Source organism: Saccharibacillus brassicae, assembly GCF_006542275.1.
Taxonomy (GTDB): Bacteria; Bacillota; Bacilli; order Paenibacillales; family Paenibacillaceae; genus Saccharibacillus; species Saccharibacillus brassicae.
In genome coordinates this window covers 3,950,060-3,968,962 of the sequence record NZ_CP041217.1, presented here as the reverse complement: position 1 = coordinate 3,968,962, position 18,903 = coordinate 3,950,060, and the positions used below count along the sequence as shown (strand labels likewise).

Here is an 18,903-nt window from a genome sequence, read left to right as displayed (position 1 = left end):
CGGCCGGCCGTCAGGCAAACGGCAGAATGAACGGTCAGGCGCCGGAACGGTCATGCCGCTTCTCGCGGCGCTGACGAATCAGGCTCCAGACAATCGTGCCGACGAAAACGGCGATGAGCAGCGGGAAGAAAATCTCCTGCGGCAGTTCGTAATCGAACACCGCCGCCGCGATCATCTTCAAACCGATAATCGTGATCAGGATGAACGCGGCCCGCTCCAGCTCCGGGAACTTTTCGAGCAGCTTGAGGAACAGCTGCGCGACGCCGCGCATCATCAGCACGCCGATCATGCCGCCGAGCAGCAGGACCCACACTTCCTGGCTGACGCCGAACGCGGCCAGCACGCTGTCGATGCTGAACGCGATATCCATCAGTTCGACGGCCAGCACGGTACGCCAGAATCCGTAAGGGTTCTCCGGCGCTTCTTCCCCGGGGTCCGCTGCCGGCTTGCGGCCGATCTTCGGCACGAGCGGGACTCCGCCGACGCGGCCCCAGCGCAGTTCGAGACCGAACAGATTGCTCATCGCGATCCACAGCAGGTAGACCCCGCCGACGATTTTGACCCACGTGATCCTGACGAGAAACGTCCCGACCCCGATCGCGAAAAAGCGGAACAGATAAGCGCCGATAATGCCGTAGAACAGCGCCTTTTTGCGCTGCCGCGGCGGCAGGTGCCGAACCATGACGGCCAGCACCAGCGCGTTATCGGCCGAGAGCAGTCCTTCCAAAATGACGAGCGTACCGATCACGCCCCACGTTGCCGGCTCGCTCAGAAGCGCGCCGACATGCTCCCATTGAAAATAGCCGGCAAAATTGCCGAAGAAACCCTGAAAAAAATCCGCCATGATCATTCGCTCCTTCAAGGCGGTTCAGAGGCGGCCTGCTGCGGAGACTGCGGGCATGACATGCGGGCAGAGACCCGGAGAGCCGATCGCGTTACGCCCGTGCGATCGGCTCTCCGGTACAGGACGGAACGAACCGTCGTACTTTTCCGGACATATTGCTCCTGCCCAGGTCAGGCAGAAGCCGTTACTTGCTTCCGGTCTGCCAGCGAAGTCCCCAGTTGTAAGCCTGGTCGAGTTCGCGGTGGCCGGAAAAATATTCGACGAGGCGTTCGATGCTGAACGTCTGGTCGCCGACGTTTGTAATCATGGCAACGGCGCACATGCCTTTGCGGCTGCCGTGCTCGTCCATGCGGACGATGATGTCGGGACCGCCTCCCTTGATCGTGACGACGCCGTCGGCCTGCGCCCAGTTCGCCGCGCCTTCATAGATGAACGCGTAGACGACGATACGCTTGATATCGCGCAGACGCGCGCCGTTGATGCGCATATTTTCGCCGCCGGCTTTGGTGCCGGTGCGATCGTCGCCGTCAAGCATCACGTAAGGTTCGTCGTTTAGCGAACCGAAAGCGCGTCCAAGCGCCTGAACGGTCCCTTTGCGGCCGTCTTTCAGCTCGAACAGGCAGCCGAGATCGAGATCGACGCCGGACGTTTTGCCGAAGAAGCCGGTGCTTTTGCGCTGGTTCCAGTTGAGATTGATCAGAATCTCGCCGATCGAATCGGTACCTGCCTTTTTCTCCAGGCTGATCTTGTCGCCGCGCTTCGTCAGCTCGATCTTCTGCAGGCTCGGCGCCGCGGGCGGTGCCGGTGCGGGCGCGGAGCTCGAAGGCGCGGGCGGTGTGCCCTGCGGCTGAGCCGGTGCAGGCGCAGGTCTTGCGCCCGGAGCCGGCGGCAGTACGCGCGGCGAAGCCGCGTCCGGTGCGCCGCTTGAAGGCGCGGGCGGTGTGCCGCCGCCCTGCTGCGAAGGGCGGCCGAGGTTGAGCGGCGACCGAGTGCCGCCCGGAGGCTGCGCCGGAGGTGCCGGTTGGGCCGGCGGCGCCGGCTTGGACGGCTGGGCCGAAGGCGCAGGAGGCGGTGCGGGCGGTGCCGGTGCGGGCGCAGGCGGCGCGGGCGCGGGCTCCGCCACGTCGATGCCGAAGCTGCCGCACAGCGCGGCGAGGCCGCCCGTATAGCCGCTGCCGACGGCGTTGAACTTCCATTCGCCGTTATGGCGATACAATTCGCCGACGACGATCGCCGTCTCGACGCCGGAAGTCCGGTCCAGCGTGAACCGGATCAGCTCCGAGCCGCCGCGCTCGTCGACGATGCGCAGGTACACGCCGTCTACGCCGGCAAAGTTCTGCCGCCGCTGCTCGCCTTCGTACAGCGTAAGCGAAAAAGCGATCCGTTCGTAAGCCGCCGGAACGGAACCGAGCGAGATCGACACCTGTTCGTTGTCGGTGAGGCCCGCATAAGCGCTGCGGCTTCCGGTCTGAAGCTGCATGGCGCCGCCGGCGCCGGCAGGATTGCCGTAGAAGATCAGGTCTTCGTCGGCCGTCGCTTTGGAACCCGGGCCAAGCAGAAACGCCGAGAAGTCGAGATCGACTCCCGGCGAAGCCTGCCAGCCCATTCCGACGACGATCCGGTCGAGACCGGGATTGCTTTTGGTCAGGTCGGCTTTTTGCCCCCTGATAATCGTGGTCGTCACGGGAAATTCCGCCTTTCGGTTAAGTTGCGGATCGGATTATTGCGCGTCGAGGCCGTAGTTTTTGCACAGCGCGGCGAGGCCGCCCGCAAAGCCGGAACCGATCGCCTGGAATTTCCAGTCGTCGCCCTGCCGATACAGTTCGCAGATGACGACGGCCGTCTCGATAGAGAATTCTTCGCCCAGATCGTACCGCAGCACTTCGCGGTTGTCCTGCGCGTCGACGACGCGTACGAAAGCGTTCGAGACCTGGCCGAAGTTCTGCGCGCGGGTCTCGGCATCATGAATCGTCACCGTAATGCCCAGGCGCGTAATGTTGGACGGCACGAGCGAGAAGTCGACCAGAATCTGCTCGTCGTCCCCTTCGCCTTCGCCGGTACGGTTATCGCCCGTATGCTCGACCGCGCCGTTCGGCGTTTTGGGATTGTTGTAGAAGACGAAATCTTCGATGCCTTTGGCGCGTCCGTCTTCATGCAGCAGGAACACCGAAGCGTCCAGATCGTAATCCGCGCCGCTGCTGTATTTGTTCGTATCCCAGCCGAGGCCGATCATGACCTTTTTGAGGCCCGGATTCGTTTTGGTCAGATCAATGCGTTGTCCTTTGGAAAGGCTGATGGTCATTGAAAATTCCTCCTTGTGTGATTCCGTATCTTCCGACAAGTTCGACAGTACGGCCGAAGGCCGTCCATGGAGCAGACGGCCTTCGGGGGTGAAGCTTGATTGTGGGGCGTATGCGTAAAAGGGATTAGGATACGGCCAGACCGAAGTCGCGTACCAGACCTTCGAGCCCGTCCTGGTAACCGCTGCCTACGGCGCTGAATTTCCATTCGCCGGCGTTGCGGTACAGTTCGGCTACGACGATCGCCGTTTCCACGGAGAAGTCTTCGCCCAGATCGTAGCGGATCAGTTCTTCGTTCGTTTCTTCGTTGACGATACGCACGAAGGCGTTCGACACTTGACCGAAGTTTTGCGAACGGCCCGCGCCGTCGTGGATCGTGATGCAGAACGAGACTTTTTCGACTTCGGCAGGTACGGTCGCAAGTTCAACCGTCAGCTGCTCGTCGTCTCCGTCGCCCGCGCCCGTACGGTTGTCGCCTGTGTGCACGACCGCGCCGTTGGCGTTTTTCGGGTTGTTGTAGAAGATGAAGTCCGTATCAGCGGTCACTTTTCCGTTCGCTCCGAGCAGGAATGCCGAAGCGTCAAGGTCGAAGTCCGCGCCGCCGTCATATTTGTTCGTGTCCCAACCGAGACCGATAAGTACTTTTTTGAGACCCGGGTTTGTTTTCGTCAGATCGACTTTTTGACCTTTTTGCAAGCTGATTGCCATGAATGATTCCTTCTTTCGTATAGGAGTGGGTATAACTCGAACTCAAAATTCGGATATTCCGGTCTGGCTATTCTTGCGATTTAGCTGTAGCGGCGAGCCAGCAGGTCGATATGCGGAGCCTGTGCGCCTTCGCCGACGGCGCTGAATTTCCATTCGCCGCCGTGACGGTAGATCTCGCCGACGAGCAGCGCGGTCATGCCGGAGTAATCGTCGGTCAGGTTGAAGCGGATCAGTTCGCGACCGCTGCCCGACTCGAATACGCGGATGAACGCGGAGCGGATCATGCCGAAATGCTGTTTGCGCGCTTCGCAGTCGTAGATGTTCACGACGGCGAGCAGGCGGTGAACGTCGGCCGGAACGGCGGACAGATCGATATGGATCTGCTCGTCGTCTCCGTCGCCCGCACCCGTCAGGTTATCCCCGCCGTGTACGACGGAACCGTTCGGGCTTTGCAGGTTGTGGAAACAGACGACGTTCTTGCCCTGCGACAGTTTGCCTTGTTCGCTCAGCAGCAGTACCGATGCGTCGCAATCGATATTGGCCGCTTTCTTCTTCATTCCGAACAGGCCGCGGCTCTCGGATTCGGCCGGGTCCCAACCGAGTCCGACCGTGATCTTGGACAGGCCGGCGTTCCCTTTCGTCAGATCGACTTTCTGACCTTTTACCAAAGAAATTGTCATTGCGGTCTATAGCCCTCCAATTGGAATGGTATGGTTGCTGTCGCCTACCTGAATTATACCTGTTCGTCCGGGTACAAAACAACTTTGCGGCGATCGCGCGATCTTGCCCCGTTCAGCGCTTGGCATTCATGCCCGGCTGCACGCTTTATGTATACGCTGCGAAGATGTACCCGGTTTCAACGTTTTCGAAATCAACCTGCGCAAAAGCGGCACAAACCGAAAAACGAACCCCGGTCCGTGCCGCCGAATGGCTTACAGGCCGAACTCGCCCGGACTGAGAGCCAGCACGTTGCAGATGTCGCGCACCGCCGATTTTTCCAGTTCGTCGAAGTCGCCGTCGGCCGCGCCGATCGCGCAGCATACGCCCACGATGACCCGTCCCACTTCCGGTTTCGATTTGAACTTGGCGATCGTGCGCAGCGCTTCCTGCTTGCCGACCATCACGTCGAATTCCATATTGCCCGCAAAATGGTTGAACCGGTCGATGACTTCGCTCATGTTGAACACTTTGAGCTGTTCGTTGCGTCCGATGTAACCGGCCATCTTCTGCTTCTCCTCCGCGTCAACCTTGCCGTCTGCGACCGATACGATCGCGCAGCCCGCCACGATCGCGTCCATCAGGTCTTTATTTTTGAAGCGGCCTACCTGATCCTGCAGCCCTGTCTTGGTCTTGTTGAGCCAACTTTGAAAAGAACTCATCTTAAGCGCCTCCAATAGGTATGAAATGGGTGAAGCCTGCTTCGAAGATCGGTCTCTAAGATGTAAGTAACCATTCGCAGTCCAAGTATAACTCATTTAATGAGCGATTTCTTCTTTGCCTCCGCGAGCCAGTCCGGAAATTCGCCGAGCAGCCGGTCGTACAGCTCCTCGTCGGAAATTTTTTTCAGGTCGTTGACCTGGAAAAAATTCGCGTTGTCGATCAGGCGCCCGTCCAGATCGTCGAGCTGTTTGAGAAACTCGAAATTCTCGCGGCCCACGCCGACGAACTGCCAGAAAATGCCCAGATGCGACGTCTGCCGCACGATCTCGGCCGCCCGCTCTCCGTCGAAGCAGTTGCCGTCGGTGACGAAAATGACGTACACCGGCTGTTCTTCGGGTGGCGGCGCTTTTACCGTCACTTTGCCGCGGCCCAGTCCGAACAACCCTTTTTTGACCCCGATCGCGCCCGGAAAATATTCGTCGGCGATCCGCTGCATGACGCCCGCGTAATTCGTCCCGTTTTCCAGCGGATAGTTCGGGCGGATCTCCCGGCTGACGAATTCGTAAAAGTTTTCTTTGCGGATTTCGCCGACGGAATAATCTTTGACCCCGAACAGGAACACGTCCGCGGCTCCGTTGTCGTCGAAATTCATGCCGAGTCCGAGCGTGCGCTCGCACACCGACTGCACGATGCCGTTCGTGAACAGTCCCGTCATCGAGCCGGAGATGTCGAGCGCCAGCGCGACGCGCGCCCGCTGGCCGCCCAGCCCTTTTTTGTCCAGCGAAATAACGGCCGTTTTGGCCAGGCTGATCAGGTTCTCCTCGGCTTTTTTGCGCAAATCGATAGTCATGGCTGAAGCCTCCTCACTCCCGCCTGTGGCAGGAAGACATTTTGTCCACTGTATCATCGGAACGCTTTTCCCGAAAGGCGTCTATCTCCTTTCGATACGGTCCGGGGTCGAATCCGAAGTCGAATTCAGGTCCGCGAAATGGCGCCGGACGAAGAGGCCGATCGCGAACGCGAGCAGCGACATGCCTCCCGCATACAGATACAAATTCACGATGCCGACCGACTCCGCCAGCTTGGCCATGCCGAGCAGCGAAGCGCAGAAGATCAGATTGAGTACCGTCGCCTGGGCGGACAGCACTTTGGGCAGCTCGTCGTCGCTTGCGCTCTGCTGGATCAGCGTGCGCCGCGAGACCATCGACAGTTCGGCGAACGGTCCCATGATCAGCACGAGCAGCAGCGCGGCGGCGGGCGAAGTCGTCACGGCGTAGACGAGCGTGATCGCCGCATACCCCAAAATGCCCGCCAGCATGGAATCGAACAGCCGGCGCTGCAATTTGCGCACCAGCGCGACGACGAGCAGACCGCCCAGCACCGCTCCCGCGAAATACGAGGCGTTGATGAATCCCCACCATTCTTCGCCCTGTCCGAGCGCTTCCTGCACGAACAGCAGCGTGAACGCGCCGACCCAGACCGATCCGCCGAGCATATCGATCGAATCGATCAGCGTCAAGCCGCGCAGCCGCGGGCTTCGCCCGATCAGCTTCCACCCTTCGAGCAGCGCTTCGCGGCGCGTCTGCGATACGGCCGGCCTTTCCCCGCCGCCCGGCTCCGCCGCCTGCCCCCGGTTCGCGGCGGGTTCGCGGATCAGCGCCGTGAACAACAGCGCGGCCGCGTACAGCACCCCGGCCAGCAGCAGCGTGCGGGACGTGCCCGCGAAAGCGACGAGTACGCCGCTCACGCCCCAGCCGGCAAACTGGACCGTCTGATCGCTGACCGAGATCAGGCCGTTGGCGCGCATGAGCCAGTCTTTGCCGACGAGCCGCGGCACGAGCGCGTTGCGCACAGGCGTCGTCCAGCCGTCGAGAAACGACATGGCGAACACGAGCGCGAAGATCGCGGCGAGCGACGCCGACGTCCCGGCCGCGTGCAAATACAGCGCCAGCGCGGCGAACAGCGCAAACTGCCCGCCCTGCGACAGCAGCATCAGGCGCGGCAGGCGGAATTTGCGCAGCAGCAGCGGAGCGAGAAATCCGCTTACGATTTGCGAGCATATACGAAAAAACGGCACGAGAATCGTCGAGACGACCGATTCCGTACCTTGCAGGACGAGGACGGTCAGCGCCGTCACGTATAAAATGTCGGCTGCGTTGGACATCGTCTGGGACGACCACAGCCAATAGAAAGAACGTCTTTTGTAAAAATCTCTGCTCATCGCGCACTCTCCTTTTGCGGCTGCTGACGCTTCGCTACGAAGTCAGCCGGACGTACAGCCGCGCTCCGTATTCGATCAGCCGGATGCCGAATACGCCGGCGAACAGGATCGCCGTGATCCAGATCCCGATCCGTTCGATTCGCTGGCCGGACTTCTTGCCGGTCGTCATGATCGCGAAGCGCAGCTTCCATTTGAACGGCGGCAGCGGACGTATCCCGTTCTTGCTCAGCGAGTCGCAGATCAAGTGCAGCGCGTAGCCCAGGCCGCCGGCGATCCAGATCGAAGGGCCGTGCGAACCGGTCAGCCCGTACAGCAGCAGCGTCCAGGCTCCCAGCGCGTACAGCGTATGCGTGATGCCCCGATGGGGAGCGAGCGAGAATACGATCAGCAGGATGCCGCCCATCCGGTTCCACGGCGCATAGCGCTCGCCGAGCACGATGACGGCCAGCCCGATCAGCACGAATGCGCCTTTTCGCAGCGCCTGCTCGGGCAGGAACATCGCCACGACCGCGACGGCGGCCAGCACGCTGTTCCACGGCTGTTCGACCGGCGCGTAGAACAGCAGCGCGGCCGCAATCAGCAGCATCGCCGATTGCAGCACGCGCAGCAGCCGGTCGGGCAGCGCCCGCGTCACGAGCAGCGAGTTCGGATGGTCGATATCCGGCAGCAGCGAGCTGATCCCCGCGATCGCGACCGCTCCGACGGTGACCGGAGCGCCGGTCAGGGCCAGCAGGGACAGCGATACGCCGGTCCCGATAATAAAGTGAGCTTTTCCCATCATGGTCTTCGTTGTCCTTTCGTGCGAAACCGAGTCTGTCAGACGTTCGATCTTCCTTGTTCCCACCCGTCTTCGGCTATGACCTTTTGGCAAAGCTTGAGTCGGATTTTGCTGCTCCAATCATACCATAGCCCCTCCGTACTCTCAATACGAACACCGCGATTTTGCGAACAAATATTCGTGCTGTTCCGATGACAAAATTGTTCACGAATGTATCGCGCGAATGGCATCTATGATATAATGAACCACGCCGCGGCGGACTGCCTGCCCGGTAACCTATCGGCCAGCAGCTGCTTATACCGATTATACGAAAAGAATCCGCGCCGATCCGATCCATGGCGCGGGAGAGGTTCGAGAACTCCCTCTATAAAAAACTATCGCCGCCCCGCCGTTTGCGAGGCTTCTTCGGCGCGCCCCTTGCGCGCCGGCTCCGAAAGAAGCGCGGGAGCGCACGGATGACCGTTCGTCCGTGCGTGCGGCGCCGAGTACCGCCCATGTCGGAGATCAGACGCCGACATGCGGCCGGACCTGTTTTTTGACGGCAAGTTCCTGAACCTCTTTCCTATCCATCCCAGATGAAGAAAGAGGTTTTTTGCATGCTTAAAAACGAAAAAGCGGTCGTCGTGTTCAGCGGCGGCCAGGACAGCACGACATGCCTGTTCTGGGCTCTGCGGACGTTCGCGGAAGTCCAGGCGGTCACGTTCGATTACGGCCAGCGCCACAAGCTGGAGATCGACTGCGCGCGGGAGATTGCCGCGGAGCTTGGCGTCAAGCACACCGTGCTCGACATGAGCCTGCTGAACCAGTTGGCTCCGAACGCGCTGACCCGCGACGATATCGACATTACGCACGAAGAAGGCGAACTGCCGAGCACGTTCGTCGAAGGCCGCAACCTGCTGTTCCTCAGCTTCGCGGCGATTCTCGCCAAAACGTCCGGCGCGCGCCATATCGTGACGGGCGTCTGCGAGACGGACTTCAGCGGCTACCCGGACTGCCGGGACACGTTCGTCAAGTCGCTGGACGTCACCTTGAACCTGGCGATGGATTATCCGTTCGTCATCCACACGCCGCTCATGTGGCTCGACAAAGCCGAGACGTGGGCGCTGGCCGACCAACTGGACGCGTTCGATTTCGTGCGCGAACGTACGCTGACTTGTTATAACGGCGTCATCGGCGACGGCTGCGGCGAATGCCCGGCCTGTCAGCTGCGCCGCGCCGGTCTCGACAAATACGTCGGGGAACGGCAGGCGACGGTATGAGCGAACGCGAACAACAGCGGCGCAGTCCGGGCCCTTACCAGATCGTGGAGCGGCTTCAGGTGTTCGGCGAAGACATCTCCGGCGAGCAGCTGCGCTACCACCGCAAGCGCGTGCTGGTGAGCAAATCGTTTACTTTCGACGCCGCCCATCATCTGCACGATTACGAAGGCAAATGCAAAAACCTGCACGGCCACACGTACGAAGTCGTATTCGGCCTCTCGGCGATTCCGTCCGCCAACGGCATCGCGGTCGATTTCGGCGAGATCAAGCAGATCTGGAAAGAAGAGATCGAGACGTATCTGGACCACCGCTACCTCAACGAGACGCTGCCGCTTATGAACACGACGGCGGAGAATATGGTCGTCTGGATCTACGAGCAGATGGAAGACGCTCTCGCTTCGGAACGTTATGCGCACCTCGAAGCCCGCACCGAATTCGTCCGCCTGTTCGAAACGCCGACGTCCTACGCGGAAGCCCGACGGGAGTGGATGGAACGATGAACGTCTCCGCCTCCTCCCGCCCGATTCCCGTCCTCGAAGTGTTCGGTCCGACCATTCAGGGCGAAGGCATGTCGATCGGCCGCAAAACGATGTTCGTCCGCACGGCCGGCTGCGATTACCGCTGCTCGTGGTGCGATTCCAAGTTCACGTGGGACGGCAGCGCCAAAGACCAGATCCGCATGCTCTCGCCGGAGCAGATCGTCGACGAACTGCTTGATCTCGGCGGCGACACCTTCGATCACGTGACGATCTCCGGCGGCAATCCGCTGCTGCTGCCGCAAATCGCCTACCTGATCCAGGAGCTGCACGGACGCGGCATCCGGACCGCCGTCGAAACGCAAGGTTCGCGCTGGCAGGACTGGCTCGTGCGGATCGACGAAGTGACGCTGTCGCCCAAGCCGCCGAGCTCGGGTATGGAGACCGATTTCGACGTGCTGGACGATATCGTAGCCCGGCTGCGCGAAGCTTCCGGCCGGCGCGATCTGTGTCTCAAGATCGTCATTTTCGACGAAGAAGACCTGACTTACGCCCGCTTCGTGCACAAGCGCTACCCGGACGTGCCGTTCATTTTGCAGACCGGCAACCCGCAGGTAGCTGGCGAAGTGCAGGATCACGTCTCTTCGCTGCTGCAGCGTTACGAATGGCTGATCGGACGATTGTCCGACCTGCCGGATCTCAAAGACGCCCGGGCGCTTCCGCAGCTGCACACGCTCGTGTGGGGCAACAAACGCGGCGTGTAAGGTACGCAGCCGCCTTTTTTCACGATATATTTTACAGCTCTATTTTACAATCAAAGGAGAATTCCCATGAGCCATTCCCGCCAAGACGGTCTTGAAGATTTGACGCTGCTGGGCAACCAGGGCACAACCTATACGTTCGAATACGATCCCGGCATTCTGGAGTCGTTCGACAACAAGCACGAGTACCGCGATTATTTCGTCAAATTCAACTGCCCGGAGTTCACGAGTCTGTGCCCGATCACCGGTCAGCCGGATTTTGCCACGATCTATATCAGCTACATTCCGGACGTCAAAATGGTCGAAAGCAAGTCGCTCAAATTGTACCTGTTCAGCTTCCGCAACCACGGCGACTTCCACGAGGACTGCATGAACATCATCATGAACGACCTGATCAAGCTGATGGACCCGCGCTATATCGAAGTCTGGGGCAAGTTCACGCCGCGCGGCGGCATCTCGATCGATCCGTACACGAACTACGGCAAGCCGGGCACCAAATACGAAGAAATGGCGTGGAACCGCCTGACGAACCACGACCTGTATCCGGAAAAAGTGGACAACCGCTAAGCACCTCCGCGGACTTCCCGGCCGGAAGATTCGCTGCGGATTAGTGACGGCGCGGCTTCTATGGGTATAATAGGTGAGGAAAGCGCCGTTCGCTTCCGCTCCCTGCGGTGTGGAAAACGCGCGGCGCTTATACTTCGAACCCACTAGGAGGCTGAATCAAGATGGCTTTGACATTCACGGACATGGTTACCCAGGCCCGAAACAACGTACCCGCCGTTACTTCCCAGGAAGCTCGCGAGAAAATCAACGCAAACCCGAACACGTTCATCATCGACGTGCAGGACGCGGCAGATGCGGGCGCATGCGGACTGATCCCGAGCAGCGCGAACATTTCGCTCGGCATGCTGCCGATCCGCGCCGATCTCGGCGTTCCGGCCGAACTGCGCGACGAGCGCCTGAGCGACCGCAACCGCCCGATCCTCGTGACGTGCGGCGCCGGCGGCCAAGCGGCTCTGGGCGCTTACGCGCTCAAAATGATGGGCTTCACCGACGTCGCGTTTATCGACGGCGGAACGGCGGCTTGGAAACAGGCCGGGTTTGAGGTAGAGGAAGCGTAAAGGGGCGCTGCGGGGGGATTCGTTCCTGCACGGAATCCCCCTCCGCTTGTACGCTTCGAATGATGGGTAAGGTAGAAAGATCAAGGCTCCGGCGCAAATGCCGGAGCCTTTTTTGGGGATTTATTCGGGATTGGGCGTATTCGACCCGAATGGAACGGATTGCAATTGACTGAATACGGTCTTGAGCCGAACGAAGTTGGACTTGCGGGGGCAAATTAGGTGATCTGAACTGTCATTCCGGGCCAGTCTGCGTGAAAATTTCGTCTGTTTGCTCTTTGCTTAATAAAATAACGGCGTGAGGGCAGTTATTTCCGCTGTTTGTCTACGCTGTGAAGAATAACTGCGTAGAAGCAGTTATTTCCTCCTCTACATAGCCAATGTTCCTTTTTTCCGCAAAATAAATGCTTCTGCGCAGCTATTTGTGATTTTGGCGTTTTTTTCTCAAAAATAAGTGCTCTCAGGACGTTAATCCGGCTTTGGTTCGATGGGAGGCTGCGGAAGATCGTAGGATGGGATTCGAGAAGTTCGCGTCCGCGTTTTGCGTTGCTTTTAGTTAGATTGGCTGGCTTTGTTGGATTGAATGACCTTGGTTGGAGTGGCTGGCTTGATCGAGTTGGGTTGAGTGACTTAAGTGACTTGAGTGACTTGAGTGACTTGGGTCGAACTGGGTAGGCGGAGGCAGACGGGAGCCTGTTTTTATCATTTTTCGCCTGCAACAAAAAAACCTGTTTTCGGATCAAGTCCGAAAACAGGTTTTCCCTCTTCCCTCTTCCCTCTTCCCTCTTCCCTTTCTGCTGGCCTATGTCTCGCCGCTCGCAAACTCAGGCTCAACATCAAGCTCAGGCTCCGCTCAGTCCAACTCCGCGCCGTTCGTCGCGATCACGTTTTTGTACCAGTCGAAGCTTTTTTTTCTGGAGCGGTTCAAGGTGCCGCCTCCTTCGTCGTCCTGGTCCACGTAGATGAGGCCATAGCGTTTGGACATTTCGGACGTGGAGGCGCTGACGATGTCGATCACGCCCCAGACGGTGTAGCCCATCACGTCGACGCCGTCGAGGACGGCTTCGCCGATCTGCCGAATATGCTGGCGCATATAGTCGATCCGGTAATCGTCGTGGATCGAGCCGTCGGCTTCCGGATGGTCTTTGGCGCCCAGGCCGTTCTCCACGATGAACAGCGGCACCTGGTAGCGGTCGTACATATCTTTGAGCGCCGTGCGCAGGCCGACGGGATCGAGATGCCAGCCCCATTGGGTCACGGGCAGGTTCGGGTTCTTGATCGTGCTGTACAGATTGCCGCCGGTGACGCCGTATCGGCTCGGATCGGCCGCCGCCACCAGCGACGTGTAATAGCTGAACGAGATAAAGTCGACGGTGTGCTGGCGCAAAATTTCTTCGTCGCCGCGCTCCATGACCAGGTTGATGTTATTTTCCGCAAAATAACGCTTGGCGATCGGCGGGTAGGCGCCGCGCACCTGAACGTCCGTGTGCAGCAGATTGAGCTGGTTCTCGAACTGCGCCGCCAGCACGTCTTCGGGACTGCTCGTCGCCGGGTAATGGATCATCCGCGCCAGCATGCAGCCTACCCGGACGTTCGGATCGATCGCGCGCGCCGCTTTGGTAGCAAGGGCGCTCGCGATGAATTGATGGTGCACCGCCTGATACGAAGCTTCCCGCGGACGGCTTTCCCGGTCCATGATCAGTCCGCCTCCGGTGTACGGCTCGATGATCGTCGTATTGATCTCGTTGAACGTCAGCCAATATTTTACTTTGCCCGCATAGCGCGTGAGCAGCGTCTCGGCGTAACGGACGAACAGGTCGATCACTTTGCGGTTTTTCCAGCCTCCGTATTCCAGCGCCAGATGGATCGGCATGTCGTAATGCGACATCGTGACGAGCGGTTCGATGCCGTATTTGTTCAATTCGTCGAAGACCGAATCGTAGTAGCGCAGTCCCGCTTCGTTCGGCTGCATCTCGTCGCCATTCGGGAAAATGCGGCTCCACGAGATCGACATGCGGAACGTTTTGAAGCCCAGTTCGGCGAACAGCGCGATGTCTTCTTTGTAGCGGCCGTAAAAATCGATACCGTAGCGCTTCGGGTACCCTTTGGCGCTTGCGTGAGCCATCGCCCGGGCGATCTTCTCGCTGGAAGGGCTCATCTGGGAACTGAGGTCGGTATAGTCTCTTTTGTTGACGTAAGGCACCATGTCCGACGTGGACAATCCTCTGCCGTCCGCGTCATAGCCGCCTTCCGCCTGGCTTGCGGCGATGGCGCCGCCCCACAGGAAGCCTGCCGGGAAAATCGTTTCGTTCGTCATGGAATCGCGCTCCTTTGCGAAATGGAATGGTGATGCGTTAGATCTTCACCTGCAGCGACGGCTGCAGAATCGAGACTTCGCCGTGCTCCAGCGCTTCGACCGAAGCGTAATCGGCGGTATTCGTCACGACCATGGCGGTCGTCGTATCGTATTGTTCCGCGATGCGCGCCAGATCGAATGTCAGCAGCGGATCGCCGGCCCGGACTCTCGTGCCCGCCTGCACCCGCGCTTCGAAATATTGGCCGCGCAGCTTGACCGTATTGATGCCGACATGGATCAGCAGCTCGGCACCGGAATCGCTATGGATCACGATGGCGTGCTTCGTCTTGAAGACGTTCATGACCGTGCCGTCGACCGGCGAGGCCAGCAGTCCTTCGGACGGCACGAAAGCGATGCCTTTGCCCATAAGTTCGTCCCCGAACGTCGGGTCGTCCACTTCGGTCAGCGCGATGGCGCGTCCGTTCATCGGGGAGCAGATCGTCTCGTCGGAAGCCGGAATCTTGACCGGCTCCTCGGCAACGGCCGCCGCGGAGTGAGGCGCCGCAGCGGTTGCAGGCGTCGCAGGCGTCGTCGAAGCGGGAACGGCTGCCCGGGCCGCCGCCGCAGGCTGCGCCTGTTGACCGCCGCCGAATTGGGTCGCGTCCGGTACGGGCACGTCTTCCTTGATGCCGAGCACCAGCGAGACGGCCGTCGCCACGACGAAAGCGATCGCCATGCTCGCCACGGCATAGCCGAACGTCGGCCCGATCATGGCCGGAAGCCCCGGCAGTCCGCCGTTACCCGCCAGTACGTAGGCGTTGACGCCGAATCCCATGCCGAACGCGCCGCCTGCGGCGCTGCCGATCATGCCGGCGACGAACGGCTTCTTGTACGTCATGTTGACGCCGTACATCGCCGGTTCCGTCACGCCCATTAGGGCGGTGAAGCTGGTCGACAAGGCGACGGATTTGAGCTTTTTGTCTCTTGCCCGGAAGAACACGCCGAAAGTTGCGCCCGCCTGTCCCATATTCGAGATATAAGTCAGCGGCAGAAATTTATCGAAGCCGACCGTGGCCAGATTGCTCAGAATGACCGGCACGATCGCGTAGTGCATACCCGTCATGACGATCAGCGGCATGGCGCCGCCGAGAATGATGCCGGCGAACAAGCCGCCTTCCGTCAGCAGCCAGTTGATGCCGCCGGACAAGCCGCTGCCGATGATCGTGCCCAGCGGTCCGATCGCGATCAGCGTAACCGGCACGACGACGATCAGCGTGATGAGCGGCACGAACAGCAGTTTGACCGCGGACGGCATAATCTTGTCGACCCATTTCTCCACGTAGGACATCAACCAGATGGCCAGCAGGATCGGAATGACGGTCGACGAATACGTGACGGCCGTAACCGGCAGCCCGAGGAACGAGACCGGATTGCCGGACGAGAGCAGCGCGCCCATGTCCGGGTACAGCAGCGCGGCGACGACGGCTATGCCGACGTACGGATTGGCGCCGAACTTGCGCGAAGCGCTGACGGCGATCAGGACGGGCAGGAAGTAGAATACGCCGTCGCCGATCGCGGAGAGAATGCCGTAGACGTCGGTATCGACCGACATCCAGTTCCAGGCGACGAACAGCGCGAGGAACCCTTTGAGCAGGCCCGCGCCGGCGATTGCCGGCAGGATCGGGGCGAATACGCCCGCGATGAAGTCGAACAGGCGCGAGATCGGATTTTTCGTTTTTTTCGCGCCGGAACCGCTGTCCGCTTCGGCGGCAGGTGCCGCGTCCGCTTTGAACGCCGGATATTGCTGGGCCATCGCGTCGTAGACTTTGGACACGTCGTTGCCGATGATGACCTGGTACTGGTCTCCCGCGATATTGGTGCCCATCACTTTATCGAGTTTTTTCAATTCGGCCGCGTCGGCTTTGGCATTGTCCTTGAGACTGAAGCGAAGACGCGTAACGCAGTGGTACACGGAATTGACGTTATCCGGTCCGCCGACCCATTCGACGATTTTGCGGGCCGTTTCCTGATGATTCATGCCGTTTTCCTCCATTTTGATTGGAATGTCGTTGATTTTGGCGCAAAAAAAAGACCCGAACGAATAGACGGTTCCCTTCGCGGGAACGTCTGAATCATCCGGGTATTGCCTGATTGAACAGTAACAAGCCCTGCGGAAGCGCCCGCCGATCAAAGGGAGCGCCTCCGGTTTTATGCCGTTCGGTTTTTCATGAGCCGCTCCAGATGCAGCGACAGATACAGCTGCTCGGAGTGGGTCATTTCGTATTGGTAATTTTTGCGGATAAAACGTTCGATCTTCCCGATGCAGGCAAACGCCTCCGGGTAGTTTTTCCTGACGATCTCGTACAGATACTCTTCGACGTCTTCGTGGCTCGAATGCGTGACGACGCGCTGGCAGAAATACTTGAGATGCGTAATGAAGCGAAAATAGTTCACGCTGTCCTCGTCGAGTTCCACGTTGTAATGGTACTTGACGATGTTCATAATCTCCTGCAGCAGCTGCATCAGATGCGTCACGTCGTTCATCGAATCGTTCACTTCCGCGTTGACGAAATGCAGCGCGATATTGCAAATCTCTTCTTTGGGAAACTCGACGCCCAGACGTTCCTTGAGAATGTCGAGCGATTCCCGGGCCACGTCGTATTCGGCTTTGTAAAAATGCTGGATTTCCCACGACAGCGGATTGCGCACGATCATGCCGTCCCGAAGCCGCTGGATCGCGAAATGGATATGGTCGGACAGCGAGACATAGATGCCGTCGCTGATCGTTTTGCCGAGCTGCATGCGCGCAAGCGTGACGATATCGTCGGTCGCCTGCAAAATATCGATCGGCACTTCCATCACGGTCGCTTTGAATTTTTCGTACAGCACTTCGTCCTGCAGCCGAAAAATTTTCTCGATCCGCTCCGGTTCCACCGAATCGCCGACTTTTGAATTGAACCCGATACCCCGGCCGAGGATCAGCAGTTCCTGATTCTTGTCGTCCACCGTGCTGACGATGTTGTTGTTGAAAATCTGTTTAATTATCACATGGACCACCCGTTTTTGAGGATTAAGTGCTTTTGTCGGGAGAAGCACCAAAAAAGGCAACACCTACAATGAAACAAGCGTACGTCTGGCTAAAAAGGACCTTCGTCCTTCCTGTACGTCTGTCGATTCATCGTGGTATTGCCCGCATTACCGGTAACAAGCCTCGCGGTTATCATAACATCGGCTGTAAGCGGAGTCAACCGCCTGAACGGACGTTCCGGCCGGCAGACCGGACAAGCTTCTTCCCCTGCCGCTATTGCCCGATTCCGGCGCTTCGCCTACAATGATACACATTCACCAAGTCCCAGGAGGTCTGCCATCATGCCCGTCAAGCCCGGAGCGCTCGCGGAAGGTTCCGATCCGAACCCCGCAGGCTCTGCTACCCGGATTCCCGCGCCCGAAAGCCGCCCGCGCGGCACCGTCTACGGTGTGCTGTTCGCGATCGGCCTCGTGCATCTGTTCAACGATTCGATGCAGGCGGTCATTCCCGCCATCATGCCGATCCTTCAGGATTCCATGTCGCTCAGCTACGGCCAGCTCGGCTGGATCCTGTTCGCGATCAACTTCACGGCGTCGATCATGCAGCCTGTCATCGGGCTGTTCGCCGACAAGCGGCCGACGCCGTCGCTGCTGCCGATCGCGATGGCTTCCACGCTGACCGGCATGCTGCTGCTCGCCTATGCGCCGAGCTACGCGGCGGTCATCGTCGCGGTTATCTTCGTCGGCCTCGGCTCCGCGGCGTTCCATCCGGAAGGCTCGCGCGTCTCGCATATGGCCGCAGGTCCTCGCCGCGGCCTTGCGCAGTCGATCTTCCAGGTCGGCGGCAACGCCGGGCAGTCGCTCGCTCCGCTGTTGACGCGGCTGATCTTTATCCCGCTCGGCCAGTTCGGCGCGATCTGGTTCACGGGCCTGGCCGCGCTCGGCATCGTTATTCAGCTCTTTATCGCGCGCTGGTACGGACGCACGCTCAAAGCGGCGGCCCATGCCAAAAAGACCGCCGTGCGAACAGCGCTGAGCCCGCAGGCGCGCAAACGCATTCTGTCCGCCATGACGCTTCTGCTGCTGCTCGTCTTCGTGCGGTCGTGGTACGTGACGTCGGTCGGCAGCTACTACGCGTTCTATCTGCGCGACGTGTTCGGCGTCAGTATCGCCGACGCGCAGATCTACGTCTTCCTGTTCCTTGCCGCGGGCGCCGTCGGCACGCTGCTCGGCGGTCCGCTGGCCGACCGGTTCGGCAAACGCAACGTGCTGTTCGCGTCGATGCTGCTGGCCGCCCCGCTGACGCTCGCGCTTCCGTATGCCAACCTGACGTGGACCGGCATCCTGCTGACGCTGATCGGATTTATTTTGCTGTCGAGCTTCTCGGTGTCCGTCGTCTACGCCCAGATGCTTATTCCGGGCCGGATCGGCGCGGTATCGGGACTCGTCACCGGCCTTGCGTTCGGCATGGGCGGAATCGGCGGTCTCGTGCTGGGCAGTTGGATGGACGCGGCCGGCGTCGCCGCGGTCATGCGCTTTTGCAGCTTCCTGCCGCTGCTCGGCGTGCTCACGTTCCTGCTGCCGAGCGACCGGAAGCTGAATGCGTGGGCCAGAGAGAACGGAGCGGAAGTATAAGACTGAAGTATAAGACTGAACGAAAAGGGAGAGCCTCCGAAGGCTCTCCCTTTTCGTTTTGCTTTTTCGTTTTGCCGTTCGGTTCCCGTTTTCCAAT

The 18,903-nt window shown here is 59.7% G+C and carries 18 protein-coding genes; 6 read left to right on the top strand and 12 right to left on the bottom strand.

Going from position 1 to position 18,903, the window contains the following annotated elements; genetic code table 11:
* Positions 1-34 precede the first annotated feature (34 nt).
* From FFV09_RS16380 to FFV09_RS16340, 9 genes are all read right to left on the bottom strand, one after another.
* Positions 35-847, bottom strand: coding sequence for a TerC family protein (locus tag FFV09_RS16380; protein ID WP_246098580.1), 813 nt, complete (start codon positions 845-847; stop codon positions 35-37).
* Between the two features lie 181 nt (positions 848-1,028).
* Entirely contained in the window at positions 1,029-2,528 is a 1,500-nt protein-coding gene (locus FFV09_RS16375) for a TerD family protein (protein WP_141448827.1), read from the bottom strand.
* Between the two features lie 36 nt (positions 2,529-2,564).
* Positions 2,565-3,146 (bottom strand): TerD family protein, encoded by a 582-nt coding sequence (locus tag FFV09_RS16370; protein ID WP_141448826.1) that lies wholly within the window; start codon positions 3,144-3,146, stop codon positions 2,565-2,567.
* 124 nt (positions 3,147-3,270) lie between these two features.
* Positions 3,271-3,852 (bottom strand): TerD family protein, encoded by a 582-nt coding sequence (locus tag FFV09_RS16365; protein ID WP_141448825.1) that lies wholly within the window; start codon positions 3,850-3,852, stop codon positions 3,271-3,273.
* An 80-nt stretch (positions 3,853-3,932) separates the two neighbouring features.
* The gene (locus tag FFV09_RS16360) at positions 3,933-4,532 is read right to left on the bottom strand and encodes a TerD family protein (protein ID WP_141448824.1); all 600 of its coding nucleotides are present in this window, start codon (positions 4,530-4,532) and stop codon (positions 3,933-3,935) included.
* Between the two features lie 252 nt (positions 4,533-4,784).
* On the bottom strand, positions 4,785-5,231 hold the full coding sequence (locus tag FFV09_RS16355) for a tellurite resistance TerB family protein (protein ID WP_141448823.1): 447 nt from the start codon (positions 5,229-5,231) through the stop codon (positions 4,785-4,787).
* Positions 5,232-5,323: 92 nt separating this feature from the next.
* On the bottom strand, positions 5,324-6,082 hold the full coding sequence (locus FFV09_RS16350) for a VWA domain-containing protein (protein ID WP_141448822.1): 759 nt from the start codon (positions 6,080-6,082) through the stop codon (positions 5,324-5,326).
* A gap of 81 nt (positions 6,083-6,163) precedes the next feature.
* Entirely contained in the window at positions 6,164-7,453 is a 1,290-nt protein-coding gene (locus FFV09_RS16345; RefSeq protein ID WP_141448821.1) for an MFS transporter, read from the bottom strand.
* Between the two features lie 34 nt (positions 7,454-7,487).
* Positions 7,488-8,234: a metal-dependent hydrolase gene (locus FFV09_RS16340; RefSeq protein WP_141448820.1), complete on the bottom strand. Its 747-nt coding sequence runs from the start codon at positions 8,232-8,234 to the stop codon at positions 7,488-7,490.
* A gap of 593 nt (positions 8,235-8,827) precedes the next feature.
* Between FFV09_RS16340 and queC the strand changes: the two genes are divergently transcribed.
* The 5 genes from queC (at position 8,828) to FFV09_RS16315 (ending at position 11,851) form a co-directional block, all read left to right on the top strand.
* Positions 8,828-9,490 (top strand): 7-cyano-7-deazaguanine synthase QueC, encoded by a 663-nt coding sequence (queC, locus tag FFV09_RS16335; RefSeq protein WP_141448819.1) that lies wholly within the window; start codon positions 8,828-8,830, stop codon positions 9,488-9,490.
* The gene (gene queD, locus FFV09_RS16330) at positions 9,487-9,990 is read left to right on the top strand and encodes a 6-carboxytetrahydropterin synthase QueD (protein ID WP_141448818.1); all 504 of its coding nucleotides are present in this window, start codon (positions 9,487-9,489) and stop codon (positions 9,988-9,990) included. The genes queC and queD overlap by 4 nt, the downstream gene beginning before the upstream one ends.
* Positions 9,987-10,730 (top strand): 7-carboxy-7-deazaguanine synthase QueE, encoded by a 744-nt coding sequence (gene queE, locus FFV09_RS16325; protein WP_141448817.1) that lies wholly within the window; start codon positions 9,987-9,989, stop codon positions 10,728-10,730. The genes queD and queE overlap by 4 nt, the downstream gene beginning before the upstream one ends.
* A gap of 66 nt (positions 10,731-10,796) precedes the next feature.
* Entirely contained in the window at positions 10,797-11,294 is a 498-nt protein-coding gene (gene queF, locus FFV09_RS16320; RefSeq protein ID WP_141448816.1) for a preQ(1) synthase, read from the top strand.
* A gap of 161 nt (positions 11,295-11,455) precedes the next feature.
* Positions 11,456-11,851: a rhodanese-like domain-containing protein gene (locus FFV09_RS16315; RefSeq protein WP_141448815.1), complete on the top strand. Its 396-nt coding sequence runs from the start codon at positions 11,456-11,458 to the stop codon at positions 11,849-11,851.
* Positions 11,852-12,701: 850 nt separating this feature from the next.
* On the opposite strand, the gene FFV09_RS16310 is transcribed toward FFV09_RS16315, so the two are convergent.
* From FFV09_RS16310 to licT, 3 genes are all read right to left on the bottom strand, one after another.
* Positions 12,702-14,165 carry a glycoside hydrolase family 1 protein gene (locus FFV09_RS16310; protein WP_141448814.1) on the bottom strand — a complete coding sequence of 488 codons (1,464 nt, stop codon included), beginning with the start codon at positions 14,163-14,165 and terminating at the stop codon, positions 12,702-12,704.
* 37 nt (positions 14,166-14,202) lie between these two features.
* Complete coding sequence (locus FFV09_RS16305) at positions 14,203-16,182, bottom strand: beta-glucoside-specific PTS transporter subunit IIABC (protein WP_141448813.1); 1,980 nt, start codon at positions 16,180-16,182, stop codon at positions 14,203-14,205.
* Positions 16,183-16,352: 170 nt separating this feature from the next.
* Complete coding sequence (gene licT, locus FFV09_RS16300) at positions 16,353-17,192, bottom strand: BglG family transcription antiterminator LicT (protein WP_141448812.1); 840 nt, start codon at positions 17,190-17,192, stop codon at positions 16,353-16,355.
* Positions 17,193-17,513: 321 nt separating this feature from the next.
* Between licT and FFV09_RS16295 the strand changes: the two genes are divergently transcribed.
* Positions 17,514-18,806, top strand: a complete 1,293-nt coding sequence (locus FFV09_RS16295) for an MFS transporter (RefSeq protein ID WP_141448811.1) — start codon at positions 17,514-17,516, stop codon at positions 18,804-18,806.
* Positions 18,807-18,903: the final 97 nt, after the last annotated feature.